Consider the following 21,131-nt stretch of genomic DNA (forward strand, 5'->3'; position numbering starts at 1 on the left):
AACAAAAGTTCCTTTGTATTTCCTCAATTTATAATTTTAATTCCTTTAAAAACTCTTACCTTCTATAAATTTATTTCTTTCATATTATAAACTTGACAGAGCTTGCACAAATAATGAACCTTTTCAAAATATATTCTTTCATAGATCGAAAGTGTTCTACAATATGTCGCATCCTTTAATTTTTGATCATAACCGCATTGAACAATTCCGAAAACGTGCCTTTCAAAAAGCAAAAAAAGGATGTGACTTTTTACTCTCTCACATGGCAGAAGATCTCTATAAACGCCTTAGCACTGTTGATCGCCTCTTTACATTAGCTCTCGATTTACACAGCCATACAGACCTTGCTGCGCAAGCTTTAATGAAATCTGGAAAAGTTTGTTCCATAGAACGCATTGAGACCGATCCGCTTTATCAAAGCCATGATAAAAAATTTCATTTACGTCATCGAGAATTTCTTGATTTACCTCAAAGTTACTGTGACCTTATTGTTTCACTTCTTTCATTACAATTGACCAATGATACCCCTGGTGTTCTAAGCCAGATAAAAAATACCCTTAAACCAGATGGCTTATTTCTTGCTGTTATGGCAGGAGCTGGTACATTAAGAGAATTGCGCGAAAGCCTGCTGCAAGCTGAAAGTGAAATTTATGATGGAGCAAGCCCTAGAATCTACCCTTTTGCCGACATTCGTGATGCAGGCGCTCTTTTACAGCGTATTGGCTTTGCCCTGCCTGTAGCAGACGTTGAAGATATCACAATACGTTATAATACAATGTTTGACCTTATGCACGATCTTAAAGCTATGGGAATGCAAAATGCACTCATCAATCGTTCACGACGCCCTGTATCCAAACGTTTTTTTCTCCGCGCAGCTGAAATCTATGCACAACGATTTAGTGATCCTGATGGACGTATTCGTGCACATTTTTCTTTCATCTGGCTCTCTGGTTGGGCTCCTCATCCCAATCAACAAAAACCGCTACAACCTGGTTCAGCGCAAATATCTCTTACAGATGTTTTACAGCCCCAAAAAATATAATCTAAAATTATTTTTTAAAAATACTTTTATCTGTTGTCCGTAATATTTGACTGGTGACCGTTCCAGCTATCATTGAATCGCTCACGTTTAGAGCAGTCCGTCCCATATCAATTAGCGGTTCAATAGAGATAAGTACAGCAACCAAAGTAACAGGAAGCCCCATAATTGGTAACACAATCAATGCAGCGAAAATAGCACCTCCCCCCACACCAGCAACACCAATAGAACTCAACGTTACAACACCAATAAGCGTAGCAATCCAAGTAGGATCAAGAGGATTAATACCCATAGAGGGTGCAATCATGGTCGCAAGCATCGCTGGATAAAGACCAGCACAACCATTTTGTCCAATTGTTGCCCCAAAAGAAGCTGCAAAACTCGCAATGGATTGTGGTACACCTATCCACTGTGTTTGCGCTTCAATATTCAAAGGAATACTTGCAGCACTTGAACGACTGCTAAAAGCAAATGTTAAAACTGGTAAAACCTTTTTGAAAAAACGAAAGGGATTAATCCCAGAAATACCAAGCAATACACCATGAATTCCAAAAATTAAAATAATACCGACATAAGAGGCAATGATAAAAACCAGTAAATTTAAAATATCTGTAATACGCGATATTGCTCCTACTTTCGTCATAAGTGCAAAAATACCATAAGGCGTCAAAGCAATCACAATACGGACTAACCGCATAATCCAAGCTTGTGCCACTTGAATAAATAAAAGCGCTTTTTCTCCTTTTTCTGGCTCATCTTTCTTTAAAAGAAGAACCGATGCACCTAAAAATGACGCAAAAATCACAACACTAATAATTGACGTACGTTTAGCTCCACTCAACTCAGCAAATGGATTTTTAGGAATCATAGACAAAATCATCTTTGGTATATTCATATCTCCAAGTTTAGAAATATGACCTTCAAGAAGAGCAGAAACATTTTGCCCTTCATGCACCAAACCATCGGTTGTTAATCCAAAAAAATTAACCACAAGCACACCAACCAATGCTGAAAGAGCCGTTGTAAAAAGCAATATTGAAATTGTTATTATACTCATCTTTCCAACAGCATAAACAGAATGTAAATGAGCAACTGCTGAAACGATAGAGATAAAAACCAATGGCATAACAATCATTTGCAACAATAAAATATAGCCCTCACCGACAATGTTAAACCATTCAACGGATTTCAATAAAGTGCTTTCACCCTCTCCATAAATAAACTGCAAAACACTTCCAAAAATCAAGCCAAGGATAAGCCATAGCATAACACGTAGTGAAAGACTCCATTGCATTTTCTTACTTTGAAAAACCAACAATAAAAAAATAACAAATAGAAATAAATTGACGAAAAAATTAAATGTCATTGTCTATGCTCACTATTATTATGGTTGACATAAATAATCTGCATAATTCAAAATCAATGCATGATATTTAAAATTAACCTATAAAGCTTACAAGGCTTTTACAAAATCATTATTTTTTTAATTTATAGATTAAAAGAGAATTTTTTATCTACTAATAACTGTTTAAAGAAAATAAATAAAATTATTTTCTTATTATTTAAATTTTCACTCTCATAAAATAGTTAAAAAAGAGAAATATAAGCAGCATTCATTGCATCTTAATACTGAATAATTCCAGCATATCTTATCATATAAATCTCCTTACCTCTCTCTTTTTCTATTTGAACTGAAGCGAGCTTTCCAAGCAAGGATGAATTAACAATCGAACATTCATGATTTTTCTAGAAAATACACCAACAAGCTACTTCTGCTCATTTTATGGACTGCACTCTCAATAGCTTTGATCAGCACTTCAAATATAATTATTTTATTGAAAATACTTTTTATACATTCTTTCTTTGCTCTCAATGAAAGCTTTTTTATTTTTCAAAACTCTTTTTATAATCATAAAAAGGCTTTGAAATACAACATGTTGATTTATAATCATAATTTACTGTTTTGCATATTAAATGAGAGTCCCGAATAACGTAAGATTCTCTCATTTCAAACCTGTTTATCTTGAATCAATCAAAATCATTTGCTTGCACGTCACAAGCAGGGCTGGCGTATGAGTAAAAATGTATAAGAAAGGAGTAGAAAGACCTCTTATGAAACATCTTAATGCAAGAGTTGCCGTAACATTGGAGGGCGGAGCTTGAGCAGAAAATATAAATAATATGATTGCTTTTTATAATAGCGCAGTAAAACGTTTTAACGATACCTATTCATATGCTGATCGAACAACACGTGCATGTGCTATAGATAATTTTGTCACTTTAGATATAAAAAAGATAAGTTGGAGTTATAATGTTACGCAAGAACTAATAAGAGGAAAGGTTTTTGAATTTGAAGAGGCATGCCTCACTCAGAGTTCATATCATCCTTTTACGCAACAGTGGTTTTATTATAATCGGAATCTCAACGATGGAATTTACCAAATGCCTCGTATAGTCCTGATAGGACAAAAAGTTGAAAATAGGATGATACAAATTACAGGCATAGGAGCACGAAGCGTTTTTTCTGTATTGATAGCTAAGAATTTGCCTAATCTAGATGCAATAGATACAGGTCAATGCTTTCCACGGTATCTTTATAAAAACGTTGAATCTCTGTAACTGTTCATGATGAAAAACAATCCCATTTGTTTGCAAATTCAATAAAGGAAAGAAAAACATCTGGTTTACAGAGGCGTGATGCCATTACGGATGAAGGACGAGCACATTTTAAAGCTGCTTATCCTAGTGGAGCATAACAAAGACGATTACAAATTTCTAGATAATGAAAACAATGGAAAAGACTGAGGATATATGATTACAATGAGAGGCTTTAAGCCTACAAATATTATAAATTTTATGAATAGTACAGTTTAAAGCATTAAAAGCAGTCTTACAGTAGATTTACAATGTATGGGGATAATTAGTTGCCTATAATAAGTTGCGCTCATACTGATAAAGATTATTCTGCTATAGAAATGTTGTGCTTTTTTGAATTTTTGTGCGTATTCAAACACTCATTCGTTACAAGCTCAATCTCTTTATCTCGTGCCTCTTTATCAAGAATAATAGTATTTTAATATAATACCCCTTTACATACAAATAGTTATTTCTTATCTATGAATAGCTTATAATTTCATATAACTCTATGAAGATAATATTTTTTATTTATCAATATTTAATGATGTAATTAACACATTCATTATATATAATAATCTTTATTTCTATCTATTTACATAATATATTTCTTTTTTTTATAAAAATAAAATTGAGTTATACATACATAGATCTATCGGTATTTTTTCTACTGTCTTTTTAGCGCACTGAAAGATTGATATCATAATTTTTGTATAATAAAATGCTCTTTCATATAAGCATTGTATATTGAATTATAATAATTGACTATTAACCGCAAATTATATTTTTTTATCCCTTTTAAAAGTGAAAAATATTATTTTCAGACCTATTCATAAGTAGATGAGCCAAGTGAATAAAAAATGTTTGATAATAAGCTTTATCTCTTATGAACTATCTTTAGTACAAAGGGACAACATTACGATTACGGAAATATCGTGATATTATTGGGTATAAAAATCACACTGCCCAAGAGATTTTTGTATTGTATCCTTTCCGTTATGAGAAATGTTAAAAGCAAGGTAGGATATGCTCTCTAGAGAAAATGAGTGAATGAACCACCACGGTGATATGCATTTTTAAAAAAGTAGGAAGTATCTTTGCTTCAAATTTAATAGGCACATTCTAAAAATAAAGGTTCTACCGACTCATTCCAAATAGAATAGTAATGGGACAAAAATTTTTCAGCATCTGTTTGTCCCATTGCAACAACCTCTTCTAGAGGATTAAGAAAATTTGTTTCATCAAAACCATTCGTATCATACTGTTTGCGATTTTTTAAGCCTTTGCGAGCAATAGCGAGAGCTTGACGTGCTAACTCTAAAAGAATAGTTTGACGAAAAGGAGTTCTTAACCCTTCTTTAGGAACGCGTTGGCGCAACTCTAAAACTTCTTCAAAACACCAATCTTTTGTCAAAGCCTCTGCCTCATTAAGTGCTTCCCTATCATAAAGAAGCCCAACCCAAAAAGCCGACAACGCACAAATGCGCTTCCAAGAACCACAATCAGCTCCCCTCATTTCTAAAAATCTTTTTAAGCGGACTTCAGGAAATAACGTTGATAAGTGATTAATCCAATCTCCCATGTTTGGAATTGAATTTGCAACTTGTCCTTTTAATGCTCCATTCATAAACTGACGAAACGTTATGTGTGTACAATCATAATAACGACCATCACGCACAACAAAATACATTGGAACATCAAGGGCCCATTCAACATAATCAGCAAAACCAAAACGCTCAGAAAATACAAAGGGCAGAACGCCTGTCCTCTGATTATCCGTATTACGCCAAATTTCAGAACGCCACGATAAAAAGCCATTTGGGCGCCCTTCTGTAAAGGGCGAACTTGCAAATAATGCCGTTGCAATGGACTGTAACTTCATGGATACTTGCATTTTTCGCCGCATATCACTTTCAGATGAAAAATCAAGATTAACCTGAACTGTTGATGTGCGATACATCATATTAAGACCATTATACCCCACTTTAGGCATATAATCAGTCATAATCTGATAACGTGATTTAGGCATTCGCGGCGTTTCAGCTAAAGTCCACTTTGGACTAGCTCCAAGACCTAAAAAACCTATACCTAATGGTTCTGCAATTTTTTTGAGAAGAGTTAAATGCTCCATCAACTCGTAATATGTATGGCTTACTGATTTTAATGGTGCACCAGATAATTCAAATTGTCCCCCAGGTTCCAAAGAAATGGCTCCCTGATCAACTGATCCTACGAGCCCAATAATATTCTCTTCATCTAAAATAGGTTTCCATCCTAAGGCGCTTTGCATCCTCTCTAAAAGCGCTCGGATTCCCCTCTCTCCTTCATAAGGAACAGGGTGAAAACCATCTCTATAAAACGGAAATTTTTCATGTTCTGTACCAATGCGCCAATCATCTTCTGCTTTATACCCCCCTTGGAAATAGCTAACCAAAGAATCTAAGTTATAAATTTCACTTTCATCAGTTATATCAAGCGCCATAACTTACCGTATCCTATAATTGGTATCATCATCTTAAATAAATTGTTTAGAATGATTTTACAGATTTCTCAATCCATTGCCCAATCCCCCACGGTAGCATTAAGAAGAGCCAAAGCAGCAACAGCGGCAGTATCAGCGCGTAAAATACGCGGACCTAGTGATATTGGAACCACAAAAGGATGTTTTTTTAAAAAGCTCCGCTCTTCTTCACTAAAGCCACCTTCCGGTCCAATAAGAATACCAGGTGTTGTAACGTCACGCTTTTTAAAAGAAGGTAATGGATTATGCGATTTATGCTCTTCATCACAAAAGAATAAAGGCTGTGTCTCATCCCACTGTGCTAAAAGTTCTGCTAATGATAGAGCCGATACGCATTCAGGAAGAGATAAAATTCCACACTGTTCAGAAGCTTCAATAACATTGGCTTCCATACGCGCCATATTGATACGCGTAACCTGCGTATGATGCGTTATAACAGGCTGCAAAATCGATACCCCCATTTCAACAGCTTTCTGCACCATATAATCCAACCGCGCATTTTTGAGTGGAGCAAAGCAATAAATAAGATTGGAATGCGTCGTTTGTAATCTTTCTTGATGGATAAGCTGAACCACAACAAATTTTTTCTTAACAGTGATAAGTTTAGCAAGCCACTCACCATCCTGTCCATTAAAAAGTAAAATTTCTGCTCCTTCTTTCATACGCAAAACATGCATAAGATAAGAAGCTTGTGCCCCCTCTATCTTTATTTCTTCATTCAAAGCCAATGTCTGTCGGATAAATAATCTTTTAAGTTTATAATTTATGCGCATAAAAATTTTGCCAATGCTCACTATCGTCATCGAGAAAATGAAGAAAAATATATAGCAAAAAGAAAAAATTATATCTATAGAACTATAATATATTAAAGAATTATAGAGTTTTTTTAGCTTTATGAGATAATAATAGGAACTTATAGATCCTTAAGTGATTCTGCTTTCATAAAAGTTTAAATAATGCACCATTCATCTTTGCATTCAGTCATTGATGCATCCGTGGAGGAAAAATATGTCTGCTAAAAAAGCTACAATTATTACGATTACAACCCTCTTAGCCTTTATTTTGATTACAGTGGGAATTGGTTCTGTTGGAGCCGACGGGAAGCATACAATTACCAAAGATGGCTATGGTATTTCTTCTGCGATTCAATAAGCACTGGCCAACATCCTCCTTAAAATTTTAATGTTTTTTAGCAATTTTTATAAGATTAGCACCGATATTATGAATCTCTTGTATTTGAAAGATTCCATAAGAAGGTTTTTTATTCCTCTCTTCAGTCATTTATCTATACCAACCTCACTTATTATGACGGTGAGGATGGTTTTTACTGCTTCACGACGAACGGATTTAAAATGAGAGAATCTTCCGATAATGGGAGCTCTGATTTAAATTTAAAAGACAATTTTAAGTTGCAAAAAGACGAATTACCATTATAGGATAGAATATTATACAGATGAAAAACGATACTCAATCTGCGTTAATATCTTTTGTAACCCAAAAATCACCATGATTTTGTCCTTTAGAGCTTAGAGAAAATGTAAAAGGCCATGCAAGGCTATTAGCAAGACATTGGACATCTTTACATAAAGTTTCTGATCTATAGTTTTTGCGTAGTTGTGCCTGTAATATCAGTTCATTTTCCTTCCCTTGCGCAATAGCAGTTGCAATGGTTCCTTGAATGGATAAGCTCAAGTCTGCTGTACGCATTAATGACTCTGTTACCTTCATCATACCTTCTGAAAAGCTTGTCTGAATATCCCAGTGATCAAATGTTGTTGAAAAAGTATCATTATTCATTAAAAGAAATTGTTGTTTATTTGAAAGTCTTGTTTGTAATTCATTCAGATCATACCCTAATAGCCGACCAGAAGACATCTTCAGTGTTAACTCACCCTGCATTTTCGTAAAAATTTCTGGCCAAGAATCAGCAAGTGTTCGTACCGTTGCAGTAAAATTCGTTTTGCTTTGTATAAATGGAATAAATCCCAAGATTTCTAAAGTCTCCTGCATATCAATAGAAGCACCTGAAATATTTCCTCCAATACGCACTTTCTGTCCAGCTGAGGTAACTTCAATATTACTTTGCACAGATCCACCAAAAATATTCGCATGTCCAAGATCAAAAATACCATGACCATCTCTTATTTGTATTGCAGCAGCTAAATTTGTGAGTGAAATATTTCCTATTTTAGCTTGTGGCGCAGAAAGTCGTATATCCACGCCAATACAATCAAAAGTTCTCATGTCAAAGCAGGCATTTTTCTTTTTACCTGAAAAAAACATTGAACCCAAGAGGCTAAGGTCTAGATTATCAAAGGCTAAAGAGCCCATGACATTTGGTACATAATCTTGAAAATCGAGTTTTAAAGCTCCTCGCGCATTGGCTTTCCCCATCGTAAATGTAACATTGTTCATTTGGATATGCATTGGCTGCGCTAAAAAATGAGATTCCCATACAATGGGTATTTTTAATTTATGTCCCCAAAACTGATTTCCACCAACCCAAGACAATGTCTGATTCCATCCAGGAGAACGCATTGACACTTTTCCGTCAAAAATATAATATTCAGATAATCGAGCCTTTCCTGTAAAAGTTATTCCCCCACGTACAGAATTGAGACTTGCCCTAATATGACTTTTGCCTCCAGCAAGAAGCAGTAATGCTTGAGAAGCATCAAGTGATAATTTTGTAAACTCTCCGCGCCAACGCGCATCTGCACGTAACCGTACTTCCTGAGTTGATTCCGGCCAATCTAAAGTTGCATTTAATCCTGTTATTTTTTCTGCTACTCCTGAAAAACTATCGTGATACACAAGAACACCATTTTTAATGACAATCCGTCCAAAAGGTTGTTTTAAAAGGTGCTCTATCTCTGGATGCTCAGGATTATGTTTTAATATTTCACGCGTATTACGTATTGCCACCCCTAATGCACCTTGTGAGCGAGAAAACCGATCAAAAAAATCTGCTATTGTTTTAACAGGCTTTTCCATAACAAATTGAGGATGCATAATCCGCGTCTCTGAAAAAGAAATATGTCCCCAAAGAAGATCGACGACAGAAAGATCAACTTCTATTGATTCAGCTTCCATTAATGGCGCAACATCATCCATTTTTGATGTTAAAGTAACGCCAGAAAGAAATGCTTTAGGATAAGGAAAAAGATGTAACCGCGGTGGATCACGCAATTGCACATTGTAACCCGTCCATGCACTTAAATCCTGCGCTAAACGAATACGAATCGCATCTGTAGAAATAAGATAAGGTAAAACGAGAATCCCCACTCCAAATAAAAAGATAATTGTAATAAAAACTCCGCTCAAAAATTTTATTATTCTGATGCGCACATTATCCCTCTATACTTATCCCCCTATAACAGATTAAAAACAAACTTAAATGATCATAAAAAGTTTTTATAACCCTATAATTCACTATATCCACTTTGTATCTTCATTATTTTTGTTCTTTATCCAAAATTTATTCAAACAGCAATGTTGCTGCTTCTTTATAAAGCAATTATTTAAAAGTCTTCAAAACTATAAATCCACAACATTATAAAACCATTCTTACTGTTCTCATATGAATATTGCTATAAAACTCTATCGTATTATTAGAAAATGCTTTACAAAAAAAAACAAACAGCCTTACCGAAAGGATCTCTGAATGAATAATATTATCGACGGAAAAAAACTTGCTGAAGAGATTATTGTGAAAGTTAAGGCCGAAACAGCAAAGCTCCGCCATCACTATAATATACAACCTAGTATCGCTGTTATTATCGTTGGAGATGATCCTGCAAGTCAAGTATATGTCACCTCAAAAAATAAAAAAGCCGAAGAATGTGGGTTTCTTTCAATCAAACATGCCGTTTCCAAAGAAACGCAAGAAAAAGAACTCCTTCAACTTATTGCAACATTAAATTCTGATCCCAAAATTCATGGTATTTTGGTACAGCTGCCTCTCCCTGCTCATATGAATACAAATCGCATAACACAAGCCGTTGCTTTCCAAAAAGATGTTGATGGTTTTCATTATATTAATGTAGGAAAACTTGCGGCAAATGCACTTGAAGATGCAATTATTCCCTGCACTCCAGCTGGTGCCATGATGATGATTGAACAACACTGTGGACGAGATTTATCTGGACTTGATGCTGTCGTTGTTGGACGCTCTAATATTGTTGGAAAACCTATGGCTGCCCTTTTAACAGCAGCCAATGCCACTGTGACAATTGCCCATAGTCGTACCCGTGACCTTGATGATGTGTGTCGAAGCGCTGATATTCTAGTAGCAGCTGTAGGCCGCCCACAAATGATTAAAAAAGACTGGATAAAAGATGGTGCAATTGTTATTGATGTAGGTATTAACCGCGTTGCTGCACCAGAAAAAGGTATAGGGAAAACACGTCTTGTTGGTGATGTCGATTTTGAAAACGTAAAAGAAAAAGCTGCTGCGATCACCCCTGTTCCAGGAGGCGTTGGACCAATGACAATTGCCATGCTTATGGTTAATACACTCAAAGCCGCCGCGCGATCACACAATCTGCCGATACCAAAATTCTAAAAATTGTAACAATTCCTTGTATATGGTTTCATTGTATATGATTCAGCTTATTTATTTTTGCATTTTTCATGTCATAAAAACAGATGCCCCTTGATCTGCACGATTAACGGATTGACGAAAAACATGAAAAAGTTCGCGTCCAACACCATGTTCGTTTTTTGAAAGATCCGGAGATATGATTTTTCGCGCGTTAAATTTTGCTAAATCCTCCAAAAGGGTTAATTTACCCTCATGAGCATCAAGAAAAACAATATCACCATCCTGCAAACGTGCAATGGGGCCATTATCCACTGCTTCTGGTGTCACATGGAGAGCAGCAGGAATTTTTCCTGACGCTCCTGACATACGCCCATCGGTTATCAATGCTACCTTTTGACCGCGATCTTGTAAAACGCCTAAAATGGTCGTTAATTTATGAAGCTCTGGCATACCATTGGCTTTTGGTCCTTGATAGCGAATGACAGCGATAAAGTCTTTATTATGCAACACTCCAGATTTAAAAGATTTTTGTAGTTCCTCTTGATCATTAAAAACAAAGACTGGTGCTTTAATCTGCCAATACTCTGGTTTAACAGAGGAAACTTTTATAATAGCTGTTCCCAAATCTCCTGATAAAACACGAAGACCACCATCAAGCTGAAATGGCTTTCTCCACCCCGCTAACACCTTATGATCACCACTCTCCTTAAGAGCCGCTTCACGCACCACATGACCATCAGCAGAAAGCTTTGCTTCAATTGCATAAGCATTGAGATCTTTACCAAAAACCGTAGAAACATCTTCATGGACCAAGCCTGCCTCGATAAGCTCGCGAATAATAAATCCCATTCCCCCCGCAGCGTAAAAATGATTAATATCTGCTAAACCGTTAGGATAAATGCGCGCTAAAAGAGGCACAACGGATGAAATTTCTGCAATATCATGCCATGTCAATTTAATACCGCAAACAGCAGCCATAGCAATCAAATGAATCGCATGATTGGTAGAACCTCCTGTTGCATTTAATCCTACAATGGCATTCACAAAAGAACGCTCATCAATGATCATACCAAGTGGACTATAATGATCACCAAGATCTGTCATTTCAAGTACACGTTTCGTAGCTTCTTTTGTTAAAGCATCACGCAACGGTGTATTCGCATTAATAAAAGAAGCTCCAGGCATATGAAGCCCCATCATCTCCAGTATCACCTGATTAGAGTTAGCTGTTCCATAAAATGTACATGTTCCTGGCCCATGATAAGAACGTGCTTCTGATGCTAAAAGTGTTTGGCGATCTATTTTATTTTCCGCGTAAAGTTGACGTATCTTCGCTTTTTCATCATTACCTTGACCACTTGTCATGGGACCAGCTGCTATAAAAATTCCTGGTAAATGACCAAATGTTAGGGCACCAATCAATAAACCTGGCACAATTTTATCACACACCCCAAGATACAATGCTGCATCAAAGACATCGTGTGATAAGCTTATAGCTGTTGCCATTGCAATTACTTCACGCGAAAAAAGGGAAAGCTCCATCCCCGCATTTCCCTGCGTAACACCATCGCACATCGCGGGAACACCACCTGCAACCTGTGCAACACCACCAACCATACGGGCCGACTCTTTAATTAAGTGAGGAAATTTTTCAAAAGGTTGATGTGCTGAAAGTATATCGTTATATGCCGTGATAATGCCAATATTCCCAACGATATTTCCCTTCAAACGCTCTTTATCTATTGCACCACAAGCAGCAAAGCCATGAGCCTGATTGGCACATCCTAAAAAACTCCGTTTGGGGCGATGAACTTGTGCTTTCGCAATACGATCTAAGTAAATTTCTCGTGTTGATCGAGAACGTTCATAAATTCTTCGTGTAACTGTGGCAATTGTCTTGGAAAGTGCCATATTTCTCTCCCCCTTTCATTGTTTCTTCCCCTCATTCATTGAGAGAGATTACGTTTTATTCACTTTGTGTCACATATTTTGATTCACTTATTTCATTTTCTGCAGGCGACCAATAAACCTGAACGAGATGAGGGGAATTACGCAAAATTGCCCGAATAGGCATTTCTATTTCAGACCCGTCTTGACAAGCTTCTTCAAAACAATCGCGTTTCTGAAAACCTTCGAAATGGAGAATAACGCAACGAGATTGCATAATAACTGGCAAAGTTAGTGAGAGTCTTGGCTCAACAGCACTCTTGGCATGAAGGGGTAAAACAAGTGCTTGCGTTCGAAGATCAAGCGCTTGCTTTAAACGATCAGCATCAGGAAAAAAGGAAGCTGTATGTCCATCCTCCCCCATTCCTAAAACAACAACATCAAAGGGTTTAGGCAAAGTATTAACACGACTCGCCGCTGAAAAAGCAGCAAGTTCAGCAGTAATTGCTTTATGATAAAGCCCTACAAAACGTGCTTTTTCGGCAAAATTTTGTAACAAATGACACCGTACCATATGTTCATTTGAACGTTCATCGTGTGTAGGGACAAAACGTTCATCGACCAAAGTGATAATAATATTTTGCCAATCAATATCCGCTTTTGACAAATAATGAAAAAACAATTCTGGTGTTTTACCACCAGACACCGCTAAAACTGCTCTCTTACGCTCAAGAACAGATACACTAAGCTCTGCGGCTACTCGATCTGCTAATGCCAAGGCTAAAGTCTGAGGGGTTTCAAAATCTAAACGGTCAATATTCATTCTATACATACTTATTGCTCTAAACTAAATTGTTCCATATACGCCTATCACGTTCCATGAGGCTCATCGAAGCAGACGGCCCCCACGAACCAGCGTTATAACTGTGAACAGGCTGTTGTATTGCTTCCCATCCCTCAATGATTGGATCAATCCAACGCCAAGCAGCCTCAACTTCATCACGACGCATAAACAGTGTTTGATCTCCACGAATAACATCCATTAATAAACGTTCATAAGCATCAGGATTACGTTCAGAAAATGCAGAAGCAAAACTCATGTCTAATGGAATGTGACAAAACCGCATACCGCCATAACTTGGATCCTTAATCATCAACCATTGTTTTACACCTTCATCAGGTTGGAGACGAATTACAAGCCGATTAGAAAAAATTTCATCTAAACCCACATTAAAAATATTATGAGGAATAGGTTTAAAAACCACAACAATTTCAGACATTCGCGTGAACATGCGCTTACCTGTTCGTAAATAAAAAGGCGTATTAGCCCAACGCCAGTTATCAATCTTAACCTTAAGTGCTACAAATGTTTCACTCTTACTCACTCTTCCCAGATCATCAAAATAAGACTCTACCGATATACCATTTGATAGACCAGAAAGATACTGCCCACGTACAGTATGCTGCCCTACATTATGGACATCAAGCGGTGTTAAAGAATGTAAAACTTTAAGTTTTTCATCGCGCACAGCATTAGCACTGTTGGTAAATGGTATTTCCATCGCAACCAAACAAAGTAATTGTAGCATATGGTTTTGAACCATATCGCGTAGAGCACCAGTGCTTTCATAATATTCTGTACGCCCTTCTAACCCTAAAGATTCAGCAACGGTTATTTGAACATGATCAATATAATTGGAGTTCCATAGCGGTTCATAAAGTGTATTAACAAACCGCAATGCCATTAAATTTTGAACAGTTTCCTTCCCAAGATAATGATCAATACGAAAGATCTGCTCTTCATTAAAGGCGCTTGCAAATACATCATTAAGTGAAACCGCTGTTTTTACATCGCAACCAATTGGTTTTTCAATGATAATCCGTGTTTGTGGTGTCACCAAATCATTTTTTTCCAACTTCATCGCAATATCAGCAAAAAGTGACGAACCAACAGCCAAATAAAAAGCTCGAATATCCGCTGAATCTTGTGACAGAAGGAGGGCTAAATCCTCCCACCCTCGATTTGAGGTAACATCAACAGAAACGTAAGTTAAACGTGCAAGAAAACGATTGAGTTCTGTTGAATTTAGATCTTTTGGATGGATATGTTTTTCTAAAGAAATGCGGACAAAATTTTGATATTCTTCACAACTTAAGGAAGTGCGCGAAACCCCAATAATACGTGTTGGCTCACTGAATTGCCCAGCACACTGACAATGATACAAAGCCGGCAAAAGCTTGCGCAACGCCAAATCACCATTGCCACCAAAAACAATACAATCAAAGGAAGAAACTGGAATAATTTTACGCACCATGAACTTGTTTATTTTTCTATTCGATTATGAAATCCCATATCACTTATAAAAGCTTTCATCATTAAAGCAGACAGATACTAAATAAGCCATTAATTTTCTTCATTTCAAGCAATGTTTACATTAAAGGCGATCCAATAAAGAAAACCAACGCATTGCTAAAAATATAAGCGGATAACGCAAAACGCGTCCCCCCGGAAAAGATGAAATCTTTAAGTCTTGGAAATAGGAAAAACGTTCATATTTTCCAGTTAACCATTCTGCGTATAATTTTCCCACGAAAGGAGCCAGCATAACGCCATGCCCTGAATAACCACCACAATAAGTTATCCTTGAGAAAAGTTGGCGAACATAGGGCATGCGCTCAACTGTGATGGCAACCGTTGCTCCCCACCGATGGCTTAAATTGATAGAATGTAATTGAGGATAAATTTCAACAATTTGCCGTTTTATACGTTCATCTAAATTTAGAGGATGCTTATTATCATAACTTTCTACACCACCAAATAAGAGACGATTATCAATGCTTTTGCGAAAATAGCGAACCATAAAACGGGAATCATCAACCGATTCCCCCCCTATAAGAATTGAACTATGCTTTGGTAATGGGTCCGTTGCTCCAATATAAGAGCGAATAGAAACAATATTTTTTTCAATAAAACGCTCCAGACCAAGTTTATACCCATTTGTTGCAAGTAAAACATGCTCTGCTGTTACACTGCCTTTTTCTGTTATCACTTTCCAATGTGCTCCCTTGCGCCTTATGGTCGTTACTTGTGACTTCTCATAAAGCTTAGCACCAGCATCTTGGGCTTTTTTTGCCAATCCAACAACCAATTTTAAGGGATTTATATGGCCGGTATCCGCATCATAAATACCACCACAATAAAAAGTTGATCCAAGTCGCTCAAATGTTTCAGCCTTATCCATAAAAGTAAGCGCGTGATAGCCATAACGCTGCATCGCCTCAATATGCCGTTGATAAGAGAGAAGCTCACGCCTTTTATGGGTTACAGAAAGCTGTCCTCCTATAAAATCACACGGACAATTAGGCATTGCGCATAAAGATAAAATATCTCTTTTAGCTTCTTCTGCCAAATCAAACAGAGCCTTACTTCGCTCAAAACCATACTTTTTTTCTAATGTTTCTACCCATTGCCGTTGCCCTGTTCCCAGCTGTCCACCATTGCGCCCTGAAGCGCCGTCACCAAAACGTGATGCTTCAAATAAAACAACATCTACTCCAGCCTTGGCTAAATGATAAGCAGCCGAAAGACCCGTAAATCCGCCTCCAATAATGACCACATCACACTGTCTGTTTTCACAAAAAGAGGGATACGATGGACGTTCTCTTAAAGCATCTTCATACCAAGAAATTCCTGGAGAAATTGAATTATAATCAATCATCGTCATAAAATTTAAACATTCAGCAGGAGATATTCACGCTCCCACGGACTGATTACTTCCATAAAAGTTTCAAACTCTTGGCGTTTGATTGCAGCATAAGTACTGACAAACACATCCCCTAAAATAGCACGTATCACTGTATCTTGTTCAAACAAATTGACTGCCTCAATGAGTCCACGCGGCAACTCAATATTATCAGCGTTTACATTATTTGTCGCTGGCTCATCCGGCTCAATTTTTTGTTGCAAACCAATAAGACCACACGCTAAAGAAGCTGCAAGGGCTAAATAAGGATTCGCATCTGATGAAGGAAGTCTATTCTCAACACGTCGCGCTTGAGGAGCAGAACGGGGAACTCGAAAAGCTGTAGTACGATTATCATATCCCCATCGCAAATTAACAGGAGCCGAATTATCAGGGACAAGACGTCGATAAGAATTCACATAAGGTGCAAGCATCACAAGTACCCCTGGCATATGTTTTTGCAATCCACCAATAAAATGGCGAAAACAGATACTTTCTTCACCATTTTCCTGTGTAAAAATATTCATACCGGTTTTCTTATCAACAACCGATTGGTGAATATGCATAGCAGAACCCGGCTGCCCTTGAATGGGTTTTGCCATAAAAGTTGCATACATATTATGTTTTAGTGCTGCTTCACGAATTGTTCGTTTAAACATAAAAACTTGATCCGCTAACTCAATAGGATCACCATGACGTAAATTAATTTCAAACTGACCTGCTCCTTCTTCATGAATGAGGGTATCAATTTCCAATCCTTGTGCCTCTGAAAATTGATAAATATCATCTATCAAATCATCAAATTCATTAACACCAGCAATGGAATACCCCTGTCCACCACCAATTGAACGCCCAGAACGACCAACCGGTGGAACTAACGGATAATCAGGATCGGGATTTTTTTGTACCAAATAAAACTCAATTTCTGGTGAAACAACAGGGCTTAAACCCATTTTTGTGTAAAAGTGAACCACCGTTCGTAAAACATTGCGTGGTGTGTAATCTACAACCTGACCATTTTGATACACAAGATCACAAATCACCTGTGCCGTAGGAGCATCTTCCCATGGAACAATGCTTAACGTAGAAAGATCAGGCTCAAGGCGTAAATCACCATCTGCTTTAGGATATTCAAAACCATGACCATCTTCCGGATAATCCCCTGAAATTGTTGCCATAAAAACTGCTGAAGGCAATGCCAATGATGTTTCCGATGTAAATTTTTTAGAAAGCATCATCTTGCCCCGTGGTACCCCTGCTTGATCAGGCGTAATACATTCAATATCCTCTACCTTACGGAAAGCAAGCCATTGTGAAACTTGTTCCCAATTGTGCACACCACGTAAACTTTTGAGAAAACGAGAAACAGGTTTAAAATTCTTACTTTTCGTTTGTTTACCATTTTTTACATCCATAACATACCAACTTTAAAAACAATCAAGTCCTATTCTTATTGTATCAGCCCATGCATAAACGACACGAAAAAAATTTATCAACTGATATTTTGAATAATACTATAAGATCCATCAAGGTAAAAGAACTTTACGCTCAACAAGCTATCCTATCACCATAGTGAAAAAATTGATATTGCACGCGATACATCGGTGCGAACCTTCTCCTTATATAAAACAGCGAGAAATACCATATTGTACGTAACCTAATTCCGATTCAAATAATCATATATAAACAAACATTGGCGAGAATAATAAAGGCGAGATATTTAATTTCCTTTTGGTTGTAGCAATGCTTAATTAAAAGAAAGGCAACTTTTCTTTTAATATTATGAAGCAAGTTTTGTAACTCTATTATTATCCACATAGAAGTAAACACCCTAGGATGGTGAGTAGCCTTTACAGCTAGTGCTTACAAACACTCACCCCGCCATAATATGCGTAAATGTATTTTCAGGATAAGACATACGCTCAGCATTTCCAATATGAAACTTAACCATCGCCTGCATAACAGAGCTATCAACCTTGTTCTGAGCGGATGGTACAAACTCTGCACTTATATCAATTCCCACCGCTTGACATTGCACTTCACACACAATATTTAGAGTTGAGAATCCAGTAGAGCATACCAAATCCAATAGATAGGATTTTTTGCTAATTGCGCCATGCGTGATCCAACATCTGATAGTCTCCAGCCCACTAGGAGGTGTGTTGTTTATATCTAAAAAGCCAAAAAATCAGGATATGAAAACACAATAATATCAATTTTCTTTGAACTAACGTCCTTCATCATCGATCTTCCACCATCGTAAATTTTTTTTGTATCAGTTGCTTTCACATACTTTGACTTATGACCTCGTGATACTGTGCAGATTGAGTACACATCCCCAGAGCCCAGATTGTAATTAAGTTCGTACCATTCTGCTCTTTTATAGAGCTAATATTTGAAAATAAATAACCATAATCTTTAGATATAACACGCCTAGGTTCAATAATTACCGTAAGCTTATGTAAACCACAACCCAATTGTGATAATGCCTCATAAATTTTACGAGGGTATTCGTCATTGATCGTCATGGCATCGCAGAACGCTGTGGAAGTCGGATATCCCCGCCTAAACTGATAAAACTTTTTTGATCCTTCAATGCGTAAATATCCTTTCCAGCCTTAGTTAAGGTGGATACTATTAACTCAGTCGAATTCAAATTAGAGCCCACATGAAAAGGCGCCCCATTAAGCCTAATCCTATTGGATTCTAGCAAAGATAATGCGGCACGTAACTCCGCCGCAGTCATACCAAAACGCGATCTATCCCCGTTTGCCAGTACATGGCACAATCTCAATGAGATTTTAGGTAGTATATCAAAATGGCGTGCAAGAGTGATGATGTCATGTAATTCGATAATATTATCACACTGGATATTTATATGTTTTCTAATAGGATAACTCTATCTCTTCTCGAAGTTTTACAGGGATATTAAAAAATGTATCTCTACCTTTAAAACCATCTTTTTGCGCTAATGATATCTCATAACCAGACGCAAATTCCAAGTCCCAGCAACATAACAATGATGCCCCGCACGTCCATTAAAATACCCTGCTTTTTCTCGCCCTAGGCATCCATAGCCCAACCACGTAAAACAGGATACCAATTGCAATATCAGACCATAAGGCTGCAAGAGAAAGTTCTTTTATATTTTTATCTTTACATTGCCTCTTAAACAAGCTCATCTGTTCATATAATGAGTTATATGTATAATACATATAACTTCTACAAAAGGAGGATTCATTATGTTCCGTGAAAATCTTTGGTAATACACTCGGATAATTGGATCACCAGTCGCCCGTCAATAATATAGTGCGCGTTAAGAAATTGGGGGAGATAAGCTATGCAACTCGTGGATCATCCTTTTGTGAAATTCGATCAACTCAAGCTGATTTACAACTTCACATATCCGTTATTTCGCACTATTTCAAATGAATTTTACGATTACCTAGACTTTAATAAACTAGCGCACAGTAAGCAGATTCCACAAGCGCATACTATTTCTCTTTATTTGCATATTCCCTTTTGTGAAACCATCTGTTCCTTCTGTCCCTTTCAGAAAGGGGCCTACAAGCACGTTAAGCAAATCGAATCTTATATGTCAGCGCTTACCACAGAGATCAGAAACAAAGGAAATTTCATTCGCTCGCTTAGAGGGCCCATCCGCAGCATCTATATAGGGGGCGGCACACCGTCGCTTTTGTCTGCAGATAATATCCGCCACATCGGAAAAGTATTGCATGCCGAATTTGAGCTCTCTTCCTTAACTGAGCTTACACTGGAAAGCGAACCGAAGAGCGTCACACGTGATAAACTTTATGCTGCCCGTGAGATCGGCGTTAACCGGATCAGCTTCGGTATACAGAGTTTCATTGAGCGTTTCCGATCATTGTTTAACCTCACCTCAACACGTGAACAAATCAACAATACCGTAGCTTGGTCACAAGAGATAATTGGACATGTCGGTTTAGACCTACTATATGGCATGCACAGCCAGCAAGCCGAAGAACTATTATACGATTTGAAGCAAGCCAGCGAGCTTCACCCTGAAACCATCAACCTCTATGCAATTAACAATCTGGCTATCACGTCGCAACTGCATAAGTCTTACGCACAAAAAGGGCTAAAGCCATCCAGCCTACAGCATCGACAGATGCTTCGCTTATTTAGCGACATCGTTATGCGCAGCTGCGGCTATGCGCCGTGTAATGGGCATTCCTATATCAAAATTGCCAATAACACTCCTCTAACGCTCGCTAAAACGAGTTCAGCTAATTATTTCCGCTATCACAAATATTTGCATGGTTATCATGACGATTATGTGGTTGGCTTCGGGGCGTCAGCAATGTCGATTCTCGGCTCACTCGTCACACGAGCCAATCCCAGTCGAAGCGGATACATTACCGACATACAACTTAAAGGCAAATCCAAAGTATACTACAATTGGGTATCAGCAGAGCAACAAGCCTCCAAGGCTTTGTGTATGAGGCTACCTTATAACGGTTATGCCAAAAAAGAAAGAATTGACTGGACCGCACTCCCCTCTTTCGTTTACAATAACCTACAACAGCTCATAGGTGCAGGTCTCATCGCAGAAAGTGATAACGATCTCCAGCTGACTCAGCGTGGTTGGCAATGGTATTCCAACCTTATGTATTTTCTTCTACCTCAGGCAGATAGGAATATCTTGGACGGCTATGTCGCAAACATGCTGAATACAACCGCCGTACTTGATGGAACAATGGAAACCTGTGTGGCATCTTAAGG

Annotated in this window: 15 protein-coding genes and 1 pseudogene; 5 read left to right on the top strand and 11 right to left on the bottom strand. The window is 37.5% G+C overall.

Annotated elements, in window-relative coordinates; genetic code table 11:
* Positions 1-163 precede the first annotated feature (163 nt).
* Complete coding sequence (locus ACFIMP_RS01230; RefSeq protein ID WP_375613540.1) at positions 164-1,042, top strand: class I SAM-dependent methyltransferase; 879 nt, start codon at positions 164-166, stop codon at positions 1,040-1,042.
* Between the two features lie 7 nt (positions 1,043-1,049).
* Here the strand turns inward: ACFIMP_RS01230 and ACFIMP_RS01235 are convergent, their stop codons facing one another.
* On the bottom strand, positions 1,050-2,405 hold the full coding sequence (locus tag ACFIMP_RS01235) for an L-cystine transporter (RefSeq protein ID WP_375613541.1): 1,356 nt from the start codon (positions 2,403-2,405) through the stop codon (positions 1,050-1,052).
* A 797-nt stretch (positions 2,406-3,202) separates the two neighbouring features.
* On the opposite strand from ACFIMP_RS01235, the pseudogene ACFIMP_RS01240 reads away from it, so the two are divergent.
* Positions 3,203-3,786 (top strand): annotated as a pseudogene (locus tag ACFIMP_RS01240) (type ISP restriction/modification enzyme); the annotation flags it as partial.
* A gap of 995 nt (positions 3,787-4,781) precedes the next feature.
* Here ACFIMP_RS01240 and ACFIMP_RS01245 read toward each other — a convergent pair.
* Together ACFIMP_RS01245 and ACFIMP_RS01250 are read right to left on the bottom strand one after the other, a co-directional pair.
* On the bottom strand, positions 4,782-6,155 hold the full coding sequence (locus ACFIMP_RS01245) for a glutamate--cysteine ligase (RefSeq protein ID WP_375612076.1): 1,374 nt from the start codon (positions 6,153-6,155) through the stop codon (positions 4,782-4,784).
* A gap of 68 nt (positions 6,156-6,223) precedes the next feature.
* Positions 6,224-6,967: a 16S rRNA (uracil(1498)-N(3))-methyltransferase gene (locus ACFIMP_RS01250; RefSeq protein ID WP_375613542.1), complete on the bottom strand. Its 744-nt coding sequence runs from the start codon at positions 6,965-6,967 to the stop codon at positions 6,224-6,226.
* Between the two features lie 235 nt (positions 6,968-7,202).
* Between ACFIMP_RS01250 and ACFIMP_RS01255 the strand changes: the two genes are divergently transcribed.
* Positions 7,203-7,346, top strand: coding sequence for a hypothetical protein (locus ACFIMP_RS01255; protein ID WP_273790383.1), 144 nt, complete (start codon positions 7,203-7,205; stop codon positions 7,344-7,346).
* Positions 7,347-7,661: 315 nt separating this feature from the next.
* Here ACFIMP_RS01255 and ACFIMP_RS01260 read toward each other — a convergent pair whose 3' ends face one another.
* The gene (locus tag ACFIMP_RS01260; RefSeq protein ID WP_375613543.1) at positions 7,662-9,542 is read right to left on the bottom strand and encodes an AsmA family protein; all 1,881 of its coding nucleotides are present in this window, start codon (positions 9,540-9,542) and stop codon (positions 7,662-7,664) included.
* Positions 9,543-9,858: 316 nt separating this feature from the next.
* Between ACFIMP_RS01260 and folD the strand changes: the two genes are divergently transcribed.
* Positions 9,859-10,758: a bifunctional methylenetetrahydrofolate dehydrogenase/methenyltetrahydrofolate cyclohydrolase FolD gene (gene folD / locus ACFIMP_RS01265; protein WP_375612073.1), complete on the top strand. Its 900-nt coding sequence runs from the start codon at positions 9,859-9,861 to the stop codon at positions 10,756-10,758.
* 66 nt (positions 10,759-10,824) lie between these two features.
* On the opposite strand, the gene edd is transcribed toward folD, so the two are convergent.
* The 7 genes from edd to ACFIMP_RS01300 all read right to left on the bottom strand — a co-directional run bounded on the left by edd (position 10,825) and on the right by ACFIMP_RS01300 (position 19,257).
* The gene (gene edd, locus ACFIMP_RS01270; protein ID WP_375612072.1) at positions 10,825-12,648 is read right to left on the bottom strand and encodes a phosphogluconate dehydratase; all 1,824 of its coding nucleotides are present in this window, start codon (positions 12,646-12,648) and stop codon (positions 10,825-10,827) included.
* A gap of 55 nt (positions 12,649-12,703) precedes the next feature.
* Entirely contained in the window at positions 12,704-13,456 is a 753-nt protein-coding gene (gene pgl / locus ACFIMP_RS01275) for a 6-phosphogluconolactonase (protein ID WP_375631536.1), read from the bottom strand.
* Between the two features lie 10 nt (positions 13,457-13,466).
* Positions 13,467-14,939 carry a glucose-6-phosphate dehydrogenase gene (zwf, locus tag ACFIMP_RS01280; protein ID WP_375685906.1) on the bottom strand — a complete coding sequence of 491 codons (1,473 nt, stop codon included), beginning with the start codon at positions 14,937-14,939 and terminating at the stop codon, positions 13,467-13,469.
* Between the two features lie 120 nt (positions 14,940-15,059).
* Entirely contained in the window at positions 15,060-16,343 is a 1,284-nt protein-coding gene (locus tag ACFIMP_RS01285) for an NAD(P)/FAD-dependent oxidoreductase (RefSeq protein ID WP_375678056.1), read from the bottom strand.
* Positions 16,344-16,354: 11 nt separating this feature from the next.
* Entirely contained in the window at positions 16,355-17,782 is a 1,428-nt protein-coding gene (locus ACFIMP_RS01290; protein ID WP_273790377.1) for a glutamine synthetase family protein, read from the bottom strand.
* 458 nt (positions 17,783-18,240) lie between these two features.
* Positions 18,241-18,537: a class I SAM-dependent methyltransferase gene (locus ACFIMP_RS01295; protein WP_375613552.1), complete on the bottom strand. Its 297-nt coding sequence runs from the start codon at positions 18,535-18,537 to the stop codon at positions 18,241-18,243.
* A gap of 354 nt (positions 18,538-18,891) precedes the next feature.
* A complete protein-coding gene (locus tag ACFIMP_RS01300; protein ID WP_375681072.1) occupies positions 18,892-19,257 on the bottom strand; it encodes a type III PLP-dependent enzyme domain-containing protein in 366 nt (121 codons plus the stop codon).
* A gap of 450 nt (positions 19,258-19,707) precedes the next feature.
* On the opposite strand from ACFIMP_RS01300, the gene ACFIMP_RS01305 reads away from it, so the two are divergent.
* Entirely contained in the window at positions 19,708-21,129 is a 1,422-nt protein-coding gene (locus tag ACFIMP_RS01305; protein ID WP_375685907.1) for a coproporphyrinogen-III oxidase family protein, read from the top strand.
* The last annotated feature ends 2 nt before the right edge of the window (positions 21,130-21,131 follow it).

Source organism: Bartonella sp. AP65SXKL (genome assembly GCF_042195725.1).
Taxonomy (GTDB): Bacteria; Pseudomonadota; Alphaproteobacteria; order Rhizobiales; family Rhizobiaceae; genus Bartonella.

Coding starts and splice junctions, on each gene's coding strand:
- ACFIMP_RS01230 (WP_375613540.1), top strand. CDS start 164: ATGTCGCATCCTTTAATTTTTGATCATAACCGCATTGAACAATTCCGA.
- ACFIMP_RS01235 (WP_375613541.1), bottom strand. CDS start 2,405: ATGACATTTAATTTTTTCGTCAATTTATTTCTATTTGTTATTTTTTTA.
- ACFIMP_RS01245 (WP_375612076.1), bottom strand. CDS start 6,155: ATGGCGCTTGATATAACTGATGAAAGTGAAATTTATAACTTAGATTCT.
- ACFIMP_RS01250 (WP_375613542.1), bottom strand. CDS start 6,967: ATGCGCATAAATTATAAACTTAAAAGATTATTTATCCGACAGACATTG.
- ACFIMP_RS01255 (WP_273790383.1), top strand. CDS start 7,203: ATGTCTGCTAAAAAAGCTACAATTATTACGATTACAACCCTCTTAGCC.
- folD (WP_375612073.1), top strand. CDS start 9,859: ATGAATAATATTATCGACGGAAAAAAACTTGCTGAAGAGATTATTGTG.
- edd (WP_375612072.1), bottom strand. CDS start 12,648: ATGGCACTTTCCAAGACAATTGCCACAGTTACACGAAGAATTTATGAA.
- pgl (WP_375631536.1), bottom strand. CDS start 13,456: ATGTATAGAATGAATATTGACCGTTTAGATTTTGAAACCCCTCAGACT.
- zwf (WP_375685906.1), bottom strand. CDS start 14,939: ATGGTGCGTAAAATTATTCCAGTTTCTTCCTTTGATTGTATTGTTTTT.
- ACFIMP_RS01285 (WP_375678056.1), bottom strand. CDS start 16,343: ATGATTGATTATAATTCAATTTCTCCAGGAATTTCTTGGTATGAAGAT.
- ACFIMP_RS01290 (WP_273790377.1), bottom strand. CDS start 17,782: ATGGATGTAAAAAATGGTAAACAAACGAAAAGTAAGAATTTTAAACCT.
- ACFIMP_RS01305 (WP_375685907.1), top strand. CDS start 19,708: ATGCAACTCGTGGATCATCCTTTTGTGAAATTCGATCAACTCAAGCTG.